Annotated in this window: 12 protein-coding genes; 6 read left to right on the plus strand and 6 right to left on the minus strand. The window is 66.3% G+C overall.

Annotation, left to right across the window (positions count from 1 at the left end; genetic code table 11):
* The first annotated feature begins 70 nt into the window (after nucleotides 1–70).
* Nucleotides 71–655 (plus strand): CarD family transcriptional regulator, encoded by a 585-nt coding sequence (locus J8I29_RS23310; RefSeq protein WP_105865396.1) that lies wholly within the window; start codon nucleotides 71–73, stop codon nucleotides 653–655.
* Between the two features lie 148 nt (nucleotides 656–803).
* Here J8I29_RS23310 and prmC read toward each other — a convergent pair whose 3' ends face one another.
* From prmC to J8I29_RS23340, 6 genes are all read right to left on the minus strand, one after another.
* A complete protein-coding gene (prmC, locus tag J8I29_RS23315; protein ID WP_209433478.1) occupies nucleotides 804–1,658 on the minus strand; it encodes a peptide chain release factor N(5)-glutamine methyltransferase in 855 nt (284 codons plus the stop codon).
* 130 nt (nucleotides 1,659–1,788) lie between these two features.
* On the minus strand, nucleotides 1,789–2,868 hold the full coding sequence (gene prfA / locus J8I29_RS23320) for a peptide chain release factor 1 (RefSeq protein ID WP_105865394.1): 1,080 nt from the start codon (nucleotides 2,866–2,868) through the stop codon (nucleotides 1,789–1,791).
* Nucleotides 2,869–2,974: 106 nt separating this feature from the next.
* Nucleotides 2,975–5,239: a phosphoenolpyruvate--protein phosphotransferase gene (gene ptsP / locus J8I29_RS23325; RefSeq protein ID WP_209433479.1), complete on the minus strand. Its 2,265-nt coding sequence runs from the start codon at nucleotides 5,237–5,239 to the stop codon at nucleotides 2,975–2,977.
* Nucleotides 5,240–5,502: 263 nt separating this feature from the next.
* Nucleotides 5,503–6,753 (minus strand): aspartate kinase, encoded by a 1,251-nt coding sequence (locus J8I29_RS23330; RefSeq protein WP_245197281.1) that lies wholly within the window; start codon nucleotides 6,751–6,753, stop codon nucleotides 5,503–5,505.
* 329 nt (nucleotides 6,754–7,082) lie between these two features.
* Nucleotides 7,083–9,056, minus strand: coding sequence for an OmpA family protein (locus J8I29_RS23335; RefSeq protein ID WP_209433480.1), 1,974 nt, complete (start codon nucleotides 9,054–9,056; stop codon nucleotides 7,083–7,085).
* A 194-nt stretch (nucleotides 9,057–9,250) separates the two neighbouring features.
* Nucleotides 9,251–9,679 carry an Lrp/AsnC family transcriptional regulator gene (locus J8I29_RS23340; RefSeq protein WP_105865391.1) on the minus strand — a complete coding sequence of 143 codons (429 nt, stop codon included), beginning with the start codon at nucleotides 9,677–9,679 and terminating at the stop codon, nucleotides 9,251–9,253.
* Between the two features lie 135 nt (nucleotides 9,680–9,814).
* Here J8I29_RS23340 and J8I29_RS23345 point away from each other — a divergent pair, with 135 nt between their 5' ends.
* The 5 genes from J8I29_RS23345 (at nucleotide 9,815) to J8I29_RS23365 (ending at nucleotide 17,246) form a co-directional block, all read left to right on the plus strand.
* Nucleotides 9,815–10,903, plus strand: a complete 1,089-nt coding sequence (locus J8I29_RS23345; RefSeq protein WP_209433514.1) for a saccharopine dehydrogenase family protein — start codon at nucleotides 9,815–9,817, stop codon at nucleotides 10,901–10,903.
* A gap of 307 nt (nucleotides 10,904–11,210) precedes the next feature.
* Nucleotides 11,211–12,482, plus strand: coding sequence for an ROK family transcriptional regulator (locus J8I29_RS23350; RefSeq protein WP_209433481.1), 1,272 nt, complete (start codon nucleotides 11,211–11,213; stop codon nucleotides 12,480–12,482).
* A 119-nt stretch (nucleotides 12,483–12,601) separates the two neighbouring features.
* Entirely contained in the window at nucleotides 12,602–15,175 is a 2,574-nt protein-coding gene (locus tag J8I29_RS23355; RefSeq protein WP_209433482.1) for an ATP-binding cassette domain-containing protein, read from the plus strand.
* Complete coding sequence (locus tag J8I29_RS23360; protein ID WP_209433483.1) at nucleotides 15,172–16,182, plus strand: ABC transporter permease; 1,011 nt, start codon at nucleotides 15,172–15,174, stop codon at nucleotides 16,180–16,182. Before J8I29_RS23355 ends, J8I29_RS23360 begins: the two co-directional genes overlap by 4 nt.
* Nucleotides 16,183–16,250: 68 nt before the next feature.
* Nucleotides 16,251–17,246, plus strand: a complete 996-nt coding sequence (locus tag J8I29_RS23365; RefSeq protein WP_245197283.1) for a rhamnose ABC transporter substrate-binding protein — start codon at nucleotides 16,251–16,253, stop codon at nucleotides 17,244–17,246.
* Nucleotides 17,247–17,365 lie beyond the last annotated feature (119 nt).

Here is a 17,365-nt window from a genome sequence, read left to right on the forward strand (position 1 = left end):
CGCGAGCCTGCCCGTGGTTTGGTGCGGCTGCCGGTTCGGCATCCGCCAATGATAGGAGCGTTGAAGCGTCATGACGACAGCGAAGAAGACGTCCACGAAGCAGGGTTTCAAGACGGGCGAGAGCATTGTGTACCCCTCGCATGGCGTCGGCAAAATCGTGTCGATCGACGAGCAGGAAGTAGCCGGTTTCAAGCTTGAGCTGTTCGTGATTTCCTTCTCCAAGGATAAGATGACGCTGCGCGTGCCTACCACCAAGATCGCTTCCGTCGGCATGCGCAAGCTGTCCGAGCCGGCCGTGGTCGCCAAGGCGCTCGACACGCTCAAGGGCCGTGCCCGCATCAAGCGCACCATGTGGTCGCGCCGTGCGCAGGAATACGAAGCCAAGATCAATTCGGGCGACCTGATCGCCATTGCCGAGGTCGTGCGCGATCTCTACCGCTCCGATGCTCAGCCCGAGCAGTCCTATTCCGAGCGTCAGCTCTATGAAGCGGCTCTCGATCGCATGGCGCGCGAGCTCGCCGCCGTCGACGACCTCATCGATTCCGAGGCCGTGAAGGTGATCGAAGCCAACCTTGCCAAGGGTCCGAAGCGCGGTGGCGCCAAGGAAGCCGAGGCGGACTTCGACGAGGCTGCCGAGGAGGAAGAGGCCGCCTGAGGCGCTTTCCCGATCAGACATACGGAAAACCCCGCTTCGGCGGGGTTTTTCTTTTCCGGATCCGCGGAGGCCCCGTCCGCTCTTCGAAGCCTTGCGCCGGCAGGGGAGAAAGATGCGGAGAAGACGTGCCCGGGCCCGGAGGAAGACGTCAACCCGGCCGTTTGCCTGCCAAGGCGCGGGGAATGCCGCCGAGATCTTGTCGCGCCGGGCCGAGCATCTCGAAGCCCGCATGGCGCATCAGTTCCGCCACCGCCTCTTCCTGGCCGATGCCGAGCTCGAAGACCAGCAGCCCGCCGGGGCGCAGCAGGCGGGGCGCGCCGCTGGCGATGGCACGATAGGCGTCGAGGCCGTCCGTGCCGCCGTCGAGCGCGAGCACGGGATCATGCTCGCGCACCTCCCGTTCCAGCCCGGCAATGTCGGCGGAGGGAATATAGGGCGGATTGGAGACGATGAGATCGAATTCGCCTTCCAGCCCCTCCATCCAGTTCCCCAGCTGGAAATGGGCTCGCCCGGCAACGCCATTGTCGGCGGCATTCAGGGCTGCGAGGCTCAGGGCATCGGCCGCCTGATCGATGCCGATCCCGCTTGCCCCGGGTCTTTCATGAAGCAGGGCGATCAGGATGGCGCCGGTGCCGGTGCCGAGATCGAGCAGGCGATAGGCTGCATCCCTCTCGGCCAGCAAGGCAAGGCAGGTCTCGACGATGGTCTCGGTATCCGGTCGGGGTGACAATGTCGCCGGACCCAGGCGGAATTCCAGGCTCCAGAATGCGCGATGCCCGAGGATACGGTCCACCGGCTCTCCGCCGAGGCGCCTGGCAGCGAAGGAACGGGCTTTTGCCGCCGCCTCTGCCGTCACCGGGCTGTCGGGAGACAGGGTGATCGCGGTCGGCCGCAGGCTCGTGGCTTCGGCGACCAGCCAGCGGGCATCGAGCTCGGGGGTGGGAAGATCGGCTATGCGGAAAGCGGCGAGAAGCTCGCGATAAAGGCCGCCGAGCGTGGTCATGAGAACGCCCCGGCTGGGACCGCGGACGTCCCGCCCGCTCCTGGAAGCACCGCGCATATGGCAGGGAAGAGGTGGACCGGACGTCCGCGGTCCCAGCCGGGGTGGTTCCCGAGCGAGCCAGGCTTTCCGCTCACGCGCGGGCCTCGCTGGCGGCGAGCAGCCTGGCCTGATTCTCGGTCACCAGCGCGTCGATCACCTCGTTGAGGGCATCACCGGCGATGATCTGATCGAGCTTGTAGAGGGTGAGGCCGATGCGGTGATCGGTCAGGCGTCCTTGCGGGAAATTATAGGTACGGATGCGTTCGGAACGGTCGCCCGAGCCGACCTGGTCGCGCCGGTCGGCAGCGCGGGCACTGTCGACGCGCTCGCGCTCGGCCTCGTAGAGGCGTGCGCGCAGCATCGCCATGGCCTGCGCCCGGTTCTTGTGCTGGGAGCGTTCGGCCTGCACCGCCACGGCGATCCCGGTGGGCAGGTGGGTGATGCGCACGGCGCTGTCGGTGGTGTTGACGTGCTGGCCGCCCGCGCCGGAGGCTCTGAAGACATCGACCTTGAGGTCCTTCTCCTCGATGGCGATGTCGACCTCCTCGGCCTCGGGCAGCACTGCGACGGTGGCGGCCGAGGTGTGGATGCGCCCGCCCGCTTCCGTCACCGGCACGCGCTGCACCCGGTGCACGCCGGATTCGAATTTCAGCTTGGCGAACACGCCCTTGCCCCTGATGGCCAGCGCGACTTCCTTGTAGCCTCCCATGGTGCCTTCGGATTCGGACAGGATCTCCGTCTTCCACCCCTGAAGATCGGCATAGCGCATATACATGCGCAGGAGATCGCCGGCGAAGAGCGAAGCTTCGTCGCCGCCGGTGCCGGCGCGCACTTCCAGAATGGCGGATTTTTCGTCGGCGGCATCCTTGGGCAGCAAAGCCAGTTTGATCGCCGTCTCCAGCTCCCCGAGGCGCTCGAGCAGGGTCTTGCGCTCCTCCTCCGCCATCTCGGCCATCTCGCCGGCCATGGCCGGTTCGGCGATGATGGCTTCGACCCCCTTCAATTCATCTTGCGCGCCTTGCCATTCGCGGATGAGCGCGGCGACGGGATCGAGCTCGGCGAGTTCGCGCGCCAGGGCCACATAGGCATCGGCGTCGGGGCCGGAGGCGAGTTCGGCCTCGACGAAATCGCGACGGCGAAGCAGGGCATCAAGGCGGTCGAGGGGAAGCATGGGGTAGTCCTGGGATTGTCGGAGCGCGGACATCCTGTCCGCATTTTGGAAACTGCGCATGGGATGAAAAGCGGACGGGGCCGTCCGCGCTCCCGGGCCAGCCTCGCTATAATGGAATGCCGCGCTCGGCGGCGAATTCCCTGAGAGCAAGGCGCAACGGCCTGTCCGCTTCCGGCTTGAGATGGTGATCGACGAGTTCGGTGATCTCGGCCGCTTCGATCTCGAGCAGCATGGCCTTGACCGGGCCGATCGCAGACGGCGTCATCGACAATTGCCGGAAGCCGAGGCCGATCAGGGCCAATGCCTCCAGCGGCTTGGAGGCCAGTTCCCCGCACAGCGTCACCGGCACGCCGGCTGCGTTGGATTTGTCGGCGATCATCTTCAGGGCGCGCATCACCGAGGGGGAGAGCGTGTCGAAGCGGCCCGCCACGCGGGCATTGCCGCGGTCGACCGCATAGAGGAACTGGAACAGATCGTTCGAGCCGACGGACAGGAAGTCGGTGCGCTGCAGGATCTCGTCGAGCTGGAACAGCAGGCTCGGCACTTCCACCATGGCGCCGAGCTTGACGAGATCGGGCAGGGGCTTGCCGTGGCGGCGCAGGAAGGTGATCTCGCGCTCCACCACCTCGCGGGCCTGGTCGAACTCCTCGGAGGCCGAGATCATGGGGAACATCACCCTGAGCTCGCGTCCGGCGGCGGCCTGCAGCAAGGCGCGCAGCTGCGAGCGCATCAGGCCGGGGCGGTCGAGGCCGAGGCGAATGGCCCGCCAGCCCATCGCCGGATTTTCTTCCTCGACCTGGTGCATATAGGGCAGCACCTTGTCGCCGCCGATGTCGAGGGTGCGGAAGGTCACCGGCCGGTCGCCGGCAGCCTCCAGCACGGCCTTGTAGAGGGCATATTGTTCGCCCGTGCGCGGGAACTGCGAGGCGATCATGAACTGCAGCTCGGTGCGGAACAGTCCGATGCCGTCGGCGCCGCTCTCCTTGACGTGCGGCAGGTCGACCAGGAGGCCGGCATTGATATAGAGTTTGATGTCGCAGCCATCACGGGTGCGGCTCGGCTTGTGGCGCAGGGCGAGATACTGCTCCTGGCGCTTAGCCCGGAAGCGCACCTTCTCGGCATAGGCATGCTCGACATCGGGGGCCGGGCGCACCTGGACTTCGCCGACCGAGCCGTCGACGATGATGGCATCCCCCTGTTCGACCAGGCTGGTAATGCCCTCGACCTCGCCTACGGTGGGGATGCCGAGCGCCCGCGCCACGATGGCGACATGGCTGGTCGGACCGCCCTCTTCGAGAATGAGGCCGCGCAGATTGTCGCGTGAATAATCGAGCAGGGCCGCCGGGCCCATCGAACGCGCCACCAGCACCGCATCCTTGGGCATGGAATCGGAGGAGACGTGGTGCCCATCGCCTGTGAGCTGGCGCAGCAGCCGGTTGGCGAGATCGTCGAGATCGTAGAGGCGCTCGCGCAGGATCGGATCGGCGACGCGCTGCATGCGGGCGCGCGTATCGGACTGCACGCGCTGCACCGCCGCCTCGGCGGTGACGCCGGTGGCGATGACCTCGCGCATCTTGGTGATCCAGCCGCGGTCCTGCGCGAACATGCGGTAGGCTTCGAGCACGTCGAGCGTCTCGGTGGCGCGGGCGAGATCGCCGCGGTCGAGCATGGTGTCGATGGCATCGCGCAGGCCGACGATGGCATTGTCGAGGCGATCGGTCTCGCGGCCGACATCGTCCGCGATCAGGGTCTTCACCACCACACGCGGCTCGTGCAGCACGACATGGCCGAGGCCGACGCCTTCGGAAAGCGGTGCGCCCGTCAGCTGCAGGGCACGGCGGCTGGCGAGGTCGGCGCCCGGGCGGGCAAGGGCCTGGAGCTCGCCGGAGGCGATCATCTCGGCCAGCACCATGGCGACCGTGGCGAGCGCTTCGATCTCTTCTTCCGAATAGGCGCGCTGGGCCTTGTTCTGCACGACCAGGACGCCGAGCGTCTCGCCGGCGCGCAGGATCGGCACGCCGAGGAAGGCGTTGTAGATCTCTTCGCCCGTCTCCGGCTTGTAGGCGAAGGAGGGATGGTGCTGCGCGTCCGAGGTGGTGACCGGCTCGGCTTCCTTCGCGACGAGGCCGACCAGGCCTTCGCCCTTGCGCATGGTGGTCAAATGCACCGCGTTCGGATTGAGGCCTTCGGTGGCATAGAGTTCGAGCGTGCCGTCGGTACGCAGGACATAGACCGAGCAGACCTCCGCGACCATGTTCGCGGCGATCAAGACAACGGTCTTGTCCAGCCTCTCCTGCGCCGAAACAGGCTCCGCCATGACTTCGCGGAGCCGCTTGAGGAGCAGGCGCGGGCCGCCGATCGCGCCACGCATCCGATGCCTCCATGTCCTCGACAGGTCCGGCGACCCGGCGAACCCGGGGCCGTCCGCTGCCTCAGAGGGCCGGCCGGTTCTGGCGAAGCGGCCGGTCAGATAATGAATAGGGGCGTGCCTCGCGCGAGAATCCAAACGAAGCACGCACTAACTTTTTGTTCTGTCGCAAGATTTCACGGAAATTGAAAGAAGTATTTCCGTTTCTGCCGGGCACTGCGTCATCGGGGCGCTGTGCCGTCGTCATCAGAACAAGGCGCGGTTGCTCAGGCCTTGTCGAGCCCGTAGAGCGTGTGGAGCGTGCGTACCGCCAGTTCGGTATAGGCCGCATCGATCAGCACGGAAATCTTGATCTCGGACGTGGTGATGGCGCGGATGTTGATGCCGCGGCCGGCGAGGGCCTGAAAACAGGTTGCCGCCACGCCGGCATGGCTGCGCATGCCGATGCCGATCACCGAAATCTTCGAGACGTCCATATTGGTCTCGACATTGTCGCACACCACGTCCTTGCGCGCCTTGTCGATCACGTCCTTGGCGCGCTGGAACTCGGCCTGCGGCACCGTGAAGGTGATGTCGGTGGACGCCCCGTCGGCCGAGATGTTCTGCACGATCATGTCGACATTGATGTTGGCGTCAGCCAGGGGCACGAAGATGGCGGCGGCGACACCCGGACGGTCGGCCACGTCACGCAGGGTGATCTGCGCTTCATCCTTCGAATAGGCGATGCCGGTCACAACCTGCTGTTCCATGATGTCTTCCTCGTCGCAGATCAGGGTTCCGGGATTGGGGTTTTCGGGATCGTCGAAGGACGATCTTACATAGGTCTTCACCTTGTGGACCATGGCAAGCTCCACCGAGCGCACCTGCAGCACCTTGGCGCCGAGGGAGGCCATTTCCAGCATTTCCTCGAAGGCGATGCGGTCCATGCGCTGAGCCTTCGGCACGATGCGCGGGTCGGTGGTGTAGACGCCGTCGACATCGGTGTAGATGTCGCAGCGTTCGGCGCCGATCGCGCCGGCGATGGCGACGGCGGAGGTGTCCGAACCGCCGCGCCCCAGCGTGGTGATGCGCCCGCTCAGGGGCTCGATGCCCTGGAAGCCGGAAATCACCGCGACCTCCCCGGCGGCGAAGCCGTCATCGAGATTCTTGGAGGGGATCGCCGATATGCGTGCGGAACCATGGGCCGCCGAGGTCTCGATCGGCACCTGCCAACCCTGCCAGGAACGGGCCTTGATGCCGATGCTGCTGAGCGTCAGCGCGAGCAGGCCCGAGGTCACCTGTTCGCCGGAAGCGACGATGGTGTCGTATTCGCGCTGGTCGTACAGCGGCGAAGCCTCGTTGCACCAGGCCACCAGTTCGTTCGTCTTGCCGGACATGGCGGAGACCACCACCGCGACGTCGTAGCCGGCGGCGACCTCGCGTTTGACATGCTGCGCCACATTCTTGATGCGCTCGACATTGGCGACAGAGGTGCCGCCAAACTTCATGACAAGACGGGGACGCGGGCTGCCGGACATACGGCCACTAGGCTCCGATGAACTCTCGAACGTTGGTAAGACGCTCTCGATGAGGGACGCCGCACAAAAGCGGGCCAGGATACGGTCCCGGCCGTGGCTGTTTGCATGAGGCGAGGAGATGCGGGGACCTGCGGCCACCGCGCCGCGGGATTTAAGCGAAAGGGCCGAGGATGGCAAGCGAAAGGATGGGCATGCGATCATCCCGCCTGCGGTACAGCATGCAAAGCCGAACCGCAGGCGCGCGCCGTACCGAACGGAGTCTTCCGGTCTTGCGGTACCGGATCTGCACCGCACCACTTCGTGCTGCGGCGCGTCCGGGATGACTTCTCCTATTTCTCCAGCAGGGGCGTGATCCGGCGCAGGGTCACGCGGCGATTCTCCTGCTCGGGCTCGGGCGTCGGGATCTTGAGATAGCGCTCGCCGAGGCCCGCCGTGACCAGATTGTCGGGCGAGATCACGTAATATTGCGTCAGGGCCTGCTTCACCGCCTCGGCCCGCTCCTTGGACAGGCGCAGATTATAGGCATCGTCGCCCACCGCGTCCGTATTGCCCTCGATCACGAAGACCTCATCGGGATGGGCGGCCACGATACGCTCGATGATGCGGCCGATGCGGTCGAGATTGGCGATCTCCTCCTCGCGCAGGAATGATTCGTTGAAGCCGAAACGGATGGTGTCCAGCTCGACGCTGGGGATGGACTGGCGGATGGCGGGCTGTTCCATGATCGCTTCTGGCTGGGCAAGGAATTCGGACCGCGCCCAGCGTCGCGGCAGGGGCCTGAGCGGACGGGCCGCGAATTGCTGCTCGATCTGGTCGTCGTCGACCTCCGCAGCCCAGACGCTCTGATAGCGCTGCCCGCGCGGATTGATGTCCATGTCGAAGCGCTCGTCGCCCTCATAGCGCCGCAGCCGATCGGTGCGCTGGCCGCGGTCGCTCAACAGGCGACGGCGCAGGTCGTTGCGGTCGTCCCGCAGATATTGGGCGAAGGCCTCGCGGTCTTCGGGGCTGTAGCGCTGGTCGTTGGCGGCATCGCGATAGACCAGGATGCGCCGGTTGAGCTGGTCGACGGTCAGCACGTTGGAGGGGCGCCGGTCCGCCAGGATGGCGGGGATGTCCTGGGGACGGGGCGAATCCTGGCGGAACTGCGACCGGCCGAAGGGCGAACCGCGCCCGTTCTGGTCCTGTTGCTGCCCGCCGCCATATTCCTGGTCCGCCACGCGGTTGCGCAGGGCGGCGCGCGCACCGTTCAGGCGCTGGATCAGGGCCTGTTCTGTGGCTTCCGACAGGTTTCCGGCAGCTAGAGCCGAGCGATAGACGTTGAGGCGCTGGCGCAATTGCTGGTCATTGAGGCGGTCAGGCGGCGTGGTGTCGCCCAGAAGGCCGATGGCGCGCTGCTCCGCCGCCTGATCGACCCGCCCCTGCAGGGGGCGGCCCTGGCCTTGCTGGCTGCCGTTCCCCGGCGGAGGCGCAAGGCCCGGCCGGCTTTCCTGCCCCTGTTGCGTGCCGTCGGCCGGGAGCGGAATTCCTCCCTGGCCGGGGAGCTGGTTGCGACCGCCGGGGCGGCCGTCCAAAGGACGATCCTGCGGCTGGCCGTCATCGAGGTCCTGCGGCGTGCCCTCGGTGCCGGGCTGGCCCTGCATGCGGTCGCGGCGCTTGCCACGCGGTTGGGAGGTGTCGCCGCCTTGATCCGCATCGGGCTGGGCGGGAGCGTTCGGCTTTGCTGCCGGCGCGTCCTGTCCGGTGGTCTCGCCGGGAGCCGCGGGCTTCTGGCGCTTGGGCTTTGCGCCCGGGGCCTCCCGCGCCGGCTCTTCGGCGGTCGGCTTGCCGGGAGCTTCCTGAGTGGCATCAGGGCTCGGCTTCTGGCGTTTGGGCTTCGCGGCGGGGGTCGTTTCGCCGGGCGCTGATTCGCCGGGCGCTTCCTGGCCGGCCGCATCGGAAGCCGGCTTCTGGCGGCGGGGCTTGGCGGCGGGCGCTTCGTCGGCGCCGGAACCAGGCGCTGCGCCGCCCTGCTCGTCGCTCGGCTTCTGCCGCTTCGGTTTAGCGGCGGGAGCGCCGCCATCCTGGTCCTGCGATTCGGCGGGCGCGGCCCGTTTTGCCGGCGCGCCTTCGCCATCCTGTCCGGCGCCCTTCTTGTGGCGCTTCAGAATGTCTTCGACCGAGGGCTTGGCGCCCGGCGCGGGCGCTTCGGTGGTGGGCGCCTGGGCATCCTGCGCCAGCGCGGTCTGCACCAGCACGATCGCCGTGGGCGAAACGGCGAGCATCAGCGTACCAGCCAGACGGATCAATTTTTTGCGCAGGAGCATCGCGACCTCTTTTGATTGGGCCGCCATCATCCCGATCGCGGCTGAACCGAAACTGAACGCGGATCGCCGAATATCCGTCGGTGCCCGGGACGCGTTCCCCGGCGTCGGACGCGATGCCGGAATCGGGGCCAATGCTGCAATCCATTGTTCCCGCATCGCTTTTGCCGAAAGCCCGCCCTTATCGGCACGATCCTCTAACGCTCGATCCGCGTCGACAGGATGAGGGAGGTCGAGGTGCGCTCGACGCCTTCCAGCGCACCGATGCGATCGGCGAGTTCGTCGAGCTCGCCGACCGAACGGGCCTCGATCACCGCGATCATGTCGAAATTGCCGCTGACCGAATGCAGCGTGCGCACGGCGGGAATTTCGCGCAGGCCCGCTTCAACTTGACGGATCAGTTTCGGCACGGTGGTGAGCAGCACATGGGCGCGCAGCAGCGAGCGGCTATGCTCCTCGGAAAGCCGGATGGTGTAGCCGGCGATCACGCCGCGACGTTCGAGGCGGGCGAGGCGGCTCTGCACGGTGGTGCGGGAGACGCCGAGACGCCGGGCGATCTCGGCCGTGGAGGCGCGGGCGTTCTCGCGCAGGATGGCAATCAGGGCATCATCGGCGGGTGTCGTCATAGTGACGATATAGCGCGCGGCATTGTGCAAAGAAAGTTCGGCATATCGTCGAAATGCAGGCTTCGAAAGGAAGGGTGGCAGGCGTAGGCTCTTTGACGAGATCTTGGACAGGAATCGCGACAGGGGAGGCCCATGATGCGCAGGGTCGTAGTGGCGGGAGCAGGCAAGATCGGGGCCTGCATCGCCGATATCCTGGCGGTCAGCGGGGACTATGACGTCACCGTGATCGACCGGTCGGCCGAGCAACTGGAGGGGGCCGAACTGTCGGCGGCTGTGGAACAGCGCGAACTCGACATCGAAGACGAGCGGGCCCTGCGCACCGTCCTGGAGGGCGCCTATGCCGTGCTCAGCGCCGCGCCTTTCCATCTCACCACCCGTATCGCCGAGGCGGCGGCGCGTGCCGATGTCCACTATCTCGACTTGACCGAGGACGTCGCCTCGACGCGCCGGGTGCGCGATCTCGCCGCCTCGGCCAAGAGCGCCTTCATTCCCCAATGCGGCCTCGCCCCGGGTTTCATCTCGATCGTCGCCAACGATCTCGCCCAGCAGTTCGACAGCCTCGATTCCATCCGCATGCGCGTCGGGGCTCTGCCGCAATATCCTTCCAACGCGCTCAACTACAACCTGACCTGGTCGACCGACGGCGTCATCAACGAATATTGCGAGCCTTGCGAGGCGATTGTCGACGGCCACCGGGTCGAGGTGCCCGCGATGGAGGAGCGTGAGGAGTTCTCGCTCGACGGGGTCACCTACGAGGCCTTCAACACTTCGGGCGGGCTCGGCAGCCTGTGCGAGACCTATCTGGGGCGGGTCCGCACGCTGAACTACCGCACCATCCGCTATCCCGGCCATGCGGCGATCATGAAGGCGCTGCTCAACGACCTCGATCTCAGGCACCGCCGCGACGTGCTCAAGGACATCCTCGAAAATGCCCTGCCGGCGACGATTCAGGACGTGGTGGTGATCTTCGTCACCGTCAGCGGCAAGCGTCATGGCCATCTGGTGCAGGAAACCTATGCCAACAAGATCTACAACCGCCGCGTCGGCTCCCGGCTGCGCAGCGCCATCCAGGTGACGACGGCCTCCGCCATCTGCGCCGTGCTGGACATGCTGGCCCAGGGTGAACTGCCGCAGAAGGGCTTCATCCGCCAGGAGGACATCGCGCTGTCGGCCTTCCTCGCCAATCGCTTCGGCAGCGCCTACGCACAGACGGCGGCTCGATAGGTTTCTGGGATCGCAGGTCTCCTCGCCCATGGGCACCGACATAAGGGTCGGGCGAGATGATTGGATTGAAGATAAGGCTAGTGCGAGTCCCTTTCGCCCCGTTCTTACGTTAGCGCCTATAGGCGCGCTCGCCTGCATCTTTCTCTCCTCCAAGCTCGCAATTTCAAGAGCAGGCGAGGACGCTTGCGATGCCAGGGAGCATTCCCTCCAATCATCTCATCTCTCGCTTGATAATTAAGCACTATGCTTTAATAATTGGGAACTTTCCGGCTCGAGATCTTTCATTCCTTGGAGCACGATGGCGATCATGTCCCAGCCGAACGCGCCCGCGAGCCGCAAGGGCAGCAACTCCGTCCAGGTGCGCCGCTATAATGAGCGTGTGGTGCTCGAGGCCCTGCAGCGCCTCGGCCAGGCCTCCAAGGCCGAACTCGCCCGTTCGGCCAATCTCACGCCCCAGGCCGTGGCCACCATCGTCGACCATCTCGAGGAGGTTGGGCTTATCCGCCATGAAGGCAAGCGGGCCGGGCAGGTGGGGCAGCCTTCCACGCTCTATGCGCCGGCGCCCGATGGTGCCTTCTCGATCGGCCTGCATGTCGGCCGGCGGGCCTTCGATGCCGTGCTGGTCGATTTCACCGGCCGGACCCTGCGCATGGAGACCAGCGAATACGAATATCCCGAGCCGCGGGTGGTGGCGGAGCTGGCGGCTGCCTATGTCCGCACCTTCCGGGCCGGCCTGGCGCCCGATCTGCGCAGCCGGGTCGTCGGCGTCGGGGTGGCGATGCCCTATTTCATGGACAGCTGGACCAAGGAACTGGGCATGCCGGCTTCGATCACCCAGGCCTGGGAGGATTTCGACTTTGCCAAGGCCCTGGGCGACAGCATCGACCTGCCGCTGTTCTTCGAGAACGACGCCTCCGGCGCGGCGACGGCCGAGCTGGTCTATGGCCGGGGCCGCGAGGTCCGCGACTTCATCTATCTGTTCATCTCCACCTTCATCGGCGGGGGGCTGATCATCAACGGCAATCTGGAGACCGGTCCGAACGGCAATTCGGCCGCCTTCGGCCCCTATCCGGTGACGCCTTCGCTGCTGTCGAGCGTGCCCCCGCCGAAAGGGCCCTTCGAGATCCTGCTGCGCCGGGCCTCGATCCATGTGCTGACCAACCATTTGCGCGAGAATGGCGTGCCGATCCGGCGGGCGCACGAACTGGCGGAGATCGGCCAGCAAGCCGAGCCTTTCCTGGGGGAGTGGATCGAAGACTGCGCCGACGCGCTCGCCCAGGCCATCGTCGGCGCCATCGCCGTGGTCGATGTCTCGGGCATCGTCATCGACGGCATCCTGCCGGCCGCCATCCTGCAGCGGACGGTCGAGGCGGTGTCGCACCGTTTCGAGGCGATCGTGCCCGAAGGCCTGTTCGCGCCCGAGATCGAGGTGGGCACCATGGGGCCGCGGGCGGCGGCGATCGGCGCGGCCATCCTGCCGCTCTACGCCATGTTCGCGCCGGACAGCGCCACGCTGGTAAAGGCCAAGGCGCCGGGCGTCGGTCGCGCCAGCCTGAAGGCCTATATCGGCGCGAGGTAGGCGAGGGGCCGCAGGCTTGACAGTCCTGGGGTATGGATATATCCATTTGCTTTAATAATTAAAGGGGGGGCGATGATGGAGGGCGTATCTCGGTCGCGTCGTCGCCGGTGGGCAGCGTCATGAAGAACGGGCTAGCCGATGAGGATTTCGGAGCCTCGCTCGCTACTCCCCTCGCAGCTGCCGGGCTGGTGAAGGCCTCCAAGCGTTTCGGCGGAACGATCGCCCTTTCCGACGCCAGTTTCGATCTCCTGCCGGGCGAGGTGCTGGCGCTCCTGGGGGAGAACGGCGCGGGCAAGAGCACCTGCGTCAAGCTGCTCGCCGGCGTCTATAAGCCGGACGAGGGGGCGGTAACCATCGGCGGCCAGCCGGTGGAGCATTGGTCCCCCCTCGAAGCCCAGCGTCGCGGCATTGCGGTGATGCATCAGCATCCCGGCCTGTTCGGCGACCTGACGGTGTTCGAGAACATTTTCGTCGGCCACATGCCGCGGCGCTCGCTGGCCCGCATCGACTATGAACGCATGCGCGAGGAGGCGCGCGCCCTGCTCGATGTGGTCGGGCTGCAATGCCTGCCCGAGGATCCCTTGAAGGAACTGCGCACCTCCGAGCAGCAACTCGTCGAGATCGCCCGCGCCTTGTCGGTCAACGCCAAGGTGCTGATCATGGACGAGCCGACCGCGGCCCTGTCCCAGCGCGAGGTCGAGCGTCTCTTCGCCGTGGTCGCCGATCTCAAGGCCCGCCAGGTGGCGATGATGTTCGTGGGCCATCGCATGGAGGAGATCTACCGGATCGCCGATCGCATCGCCGTGCTGCGCGACGGCCATCTGATCGGCGTGAAGCGGGCGGCCGAGCTCGACCGCGACCAGGCCGTGCAGATGATGATCGGGCGGCCGCTCAAGGCCATCTACCCGCAATGGAACTCCAGGCCCGGCCAGGAAGTGCTCGCCGTCTCCGGCCTGTCGCGCGAAGGGGCGTTCGAGGACGTCTCCTTCACGGTCCGGGCCGGCGAGATCCTCGGGCTCGGCGGGCTGGTGGGCAGCGGGCGCACCGAGATTGCCCGCGTGCTGTTCGGCATCGACCAGCCGACGGCCGGCCGCATCGAGATGGCAGGCAAGGCAGTCACCTTTGCCGATCCACCCGCCGCCATGGCCGCCGGCATCGCCTATGTCTCGGAAGACCGGCTCGGCCAGAGCCTGGTGATGGATTTTCCCATCCTCGACAATGCGTCCCTGCCGGTGATCGAGAAGGCGACGATGGCCGGGCTGGTGATGCGGCGGCAGGAACTGTCCCTGGTCGAACCGCATCTCAACCGCCTGAAGCTGAAATTCCGCAGCTTCGACCAGCCCGTGAAGACGCTCTCGGGCGGCAATCAGCAGAAGGTGGTGCTGTCGAAATGGCTCGCCACCCGCCCCCGGCTCCTCATCCTCGACGAGCCGACCCAGGGCATCGACGTGGAGAGCAAGTCCGAAGTCCATACCATGATCGCGGAACTCGCCCAGCAGGGCCTGGCGATCATCCTGATTTCCTCGGAACTGCCGGAACTGGTGAGCATGTGCGATCGCATCGTCGTGCTGCGCGAGGGCCGGATGACCGGCACCTTCTCGCGCGGGGAGGTCGACCAGGAAAAGGTAATCCGTGCGGCCACGGACGCCGGCGGCGCCTTGGCCAGCGAGGTTCCGCAGGCGCGGCGGGAAGAAGCTGCAAGGCGCGATGAGCCCGAGGGTACCTGGCTCAAGGCACTGCTGCGCCGGCGCGAGGTCGGGCTGGTCGGGGCCATGGCGGCCGTGGTCCTGCCGGTGATGTTCCTCAATCCGCGCATGGTCAGCCCCGAGAATCTCACGGCCATCGCCATGGACGCGGCGCTCCTCATGATCGTCGCCGTGGCGCAGATGCTGGTCCTGCTCACCCGCAACATCGATCTGTCGGTGGCCTCGGTGATCGGCCTGTCGGCCTATGGCGCCGCCAGCTTCATGCACGCTTATCCCGACAGCTCGGTGCTTCTGGGCGTTGCCGCGGCCTGCGCCATCGGGCTTGCCTGCGGCGCGCTCAACGGGCTGGTGGTGACCCTTGGCCGCGTGCCGGCGATCGTGGTCACGCTCGGCACGCTCTCGGTCTTCCGCGGGCTGAACAGCCTGTGGGCGGGCGGCCGCCAGATCAGCGCCGACCAGGTGCCGCAGGCCTGGCTCGACATGACCAGCGCCCGTATCGCCGGCATTCCGGCCGTGATCCTCATTGCTTTTGCCTGCCTGGTTGCGATCGGCGCGATCCTCAAGCACTGGCCGCTCGGCCGCGAGCTCTATGCCATCGGCTCCAATCCGGATGGAGCCGCCCTCATCGGCATCCGCCGTACGGCACTCGTGCTCGGCGCCTTCATGCTGGCGGGCCTGCTCGCCGGTTTCGACGGCGCCTTGTGGGCCTCGCGCTACGCCACCATCGATGCCCGCGTGGCGCTCGGCTTCGAGCTCACCGTGATCGCCTCCGTGGTGGTCGGCGGCGTCGCCATCAGGGGCGGTGCCGGAACGGTGCTGGGCGTCGCCCTGGGGGCGCTCACCTTGCTGGTGATCCAGAACGGACTGACGCTGGTGCGCGTCGATCCCCTCTGGCTACAAGGAGTCTATGGCCTCGTCATCCTGCTCGCCATCGGTGTCGACACCGTGATCGGGCGGCGGACCCAGCAGGGACGGAGGGCGCGATGAAGACCAGCCTCGTCGAAAGGATCGCCAGCTGGGAGAATTTCCTGGCGTTGCTGACGGTGGCGGTGCTCGCCTATGCGGTCTTCGCGGTGCCGAACTTCGCTACGGTCTTCAACATCTCGCAGGCCATTGCAGGCGCATCCGAGCGGGCCCTGATCGTGCTGCCGATGGTGCTGCTGATCATCGCCCGCGAGATCGACCTCTCCGTCGCCAGCATCCTGGCTCTCAGCAGCGTGGTGTTCGGCCTGCTGATCCGCGAGGGCCTGCCGCTGGAGGGGGCGATCGCGCTGGCTCTGGTGACGGGCATTCTGGCAGGCGCTTTCAACGGCGTGCTGGTGACCTATCTCGGCCTGCCCTCGCTGGTGGTGACCCTTGGCACCATGGCGATGTTCCGCGGCATCGGCTACATCCTGCTCGGCACCGGCTCGGTGAACGAATTTCCCGAGAGCTTTACCGATTTCGGCATCGACACGCTGGGCGACACGCCGATCCCCTGGACGATCGTGCCCTTCCTCGTGCTGGCGCCGGTCTTCGCCATTCTCCTGCAGAGGAGCGGCATCGGCCGACGCATCTATGCGATCGGCGGCAGCCCCGATACGGCGCTCTATGCCGGGGTGCGGGTGGCGCGCATCCGCCTCGGCCTGTTCGTGCTCAGCGGCTTCATCTGCGCCATCGCCTCCATCGTGTTCACGGCCCGCCTCGCCAATGCGCGGGCCGACAATGCCATCGGCCTCGAGCTCGACGTCATCACCATCGCGCTGCTCGGCGGCGTCAGCGTCTTCGGCGGCAAGGGCAAGCTCACCGGCGTTTTCCTGGCGCTGGTGTTGATCGCCACGCTGCGCAACGTACTGGGCCTCAGCCAGATCGGTGGCGATGCGCAGGGTACGGTGATCGGGCTGTTGCTGATCTTCTCGCTGCTGCTCAGCACCACGGCCCAGCGCCTCTATGGCGGCCTCCAGGCGAAGTTCAAGACAGCCGGCCTGCCGAAAGGGCCGGAACGGACGACCTGACTGAAAGCGTAGACCAACAACGCCCTGAAGAAAGGCGTGAAGGAGGAGACGAGCCCATGAGAACAGCGATGAGAACACACCTGATCCTGACCACGGCCATCCTGCTCGGCGCAGCGGTCCCGGCCCTCGCGGTCGAGAAATGCGCCAAGGAGCCGGTTACCGTCGGCTTCCTGCCCAAGCTCGACACCGACCCCTATTTCCAGGTCGCCAGGACCGGGGCGGAAGAGGCCCAGAAGGAGATCGGCGGCAAGGTGATCCAGCAGGCGCCGTCCCAGGCGACCGCCGAAGCCCAGATCGAGTTCATCAACAATCTGGTGTCCCAGAAGGTCGACGTCATCGCCATCTCCGGCAATGACGCCAATGCCGTGGCGCCCGCCCTCAAGCGCGCCGCCAAGCAGGGCGTCAAGATCGTCTCCTATGATTCCGACGTCTCGGAAGCCGCCCGTTCGCTCTTCTTCAACCAGGCCAAGGGCGACAGCCTGGCCGAGATGATGCTGGAAAGCATGGGGCAGATGATCGGCTATGAGGGGGATTTCGCCATCCTCTCCTCGACGCCGACCGCGACCAACCAGAATGCCTGGATCGACTTCATCAAGAACAAGATGAAGGAGCCGAAATTCGCCAAGATGAAGCTGGTGCAGATCGCCTATGGCCAGGAGAGCGAGCAGGTCAACCAGCAGCAGGCCCTGGCCCTCGCCCAGGCCTTCCCGAACCTCAAGGGCATCATCATTCCCGCCGGCATCGGCCTGCCGGCCGCGGCGCGCGCCCTCGAACAGGCGGGCAGCCTCGGCAAGGTCAAGCTGACGGGCCTGGCGCCGGCCACCCTGATCAAGAAATATATCCAGAACGGCTCCGTCCAGGACATCTGGTGGAACGTCAAGGATCTCGGCTACCTGACCTATTACGGCGCCCAGCAACTGGCGCAGTGCAAGATCGAGGGCAAGCCGGGCGACAAGTTCAAGGCCGGGCGGCTCGGCGACTATACGGTGGGCGAAAAGGGCGAAGTGGTCCTCGGCCCCGCCAAGATCGTCACGCCCGCCAATGTCGAGGAATTCAAGTTCTAGCCGAGCCGGCGAAGGGAGCGGGCCTTATCATGCCCGGGCTTGACCCGGGCATCCAGTGCACGGGTCGTCGCCGCTTCGAACGCAAGACTGGATTGCCGGGTCGAGCCCGGCAATGACAA

The organism is Labrys sp. LIt4 (assembly GCF_017813775.1).
GTDB classification, from domain to species: domain Bacteria; phylum Pseudomonadota; class Alphaproteobacteria; order Rhizobiales; family Labraceae; genus Labrys; species Labrys okinawensis_A.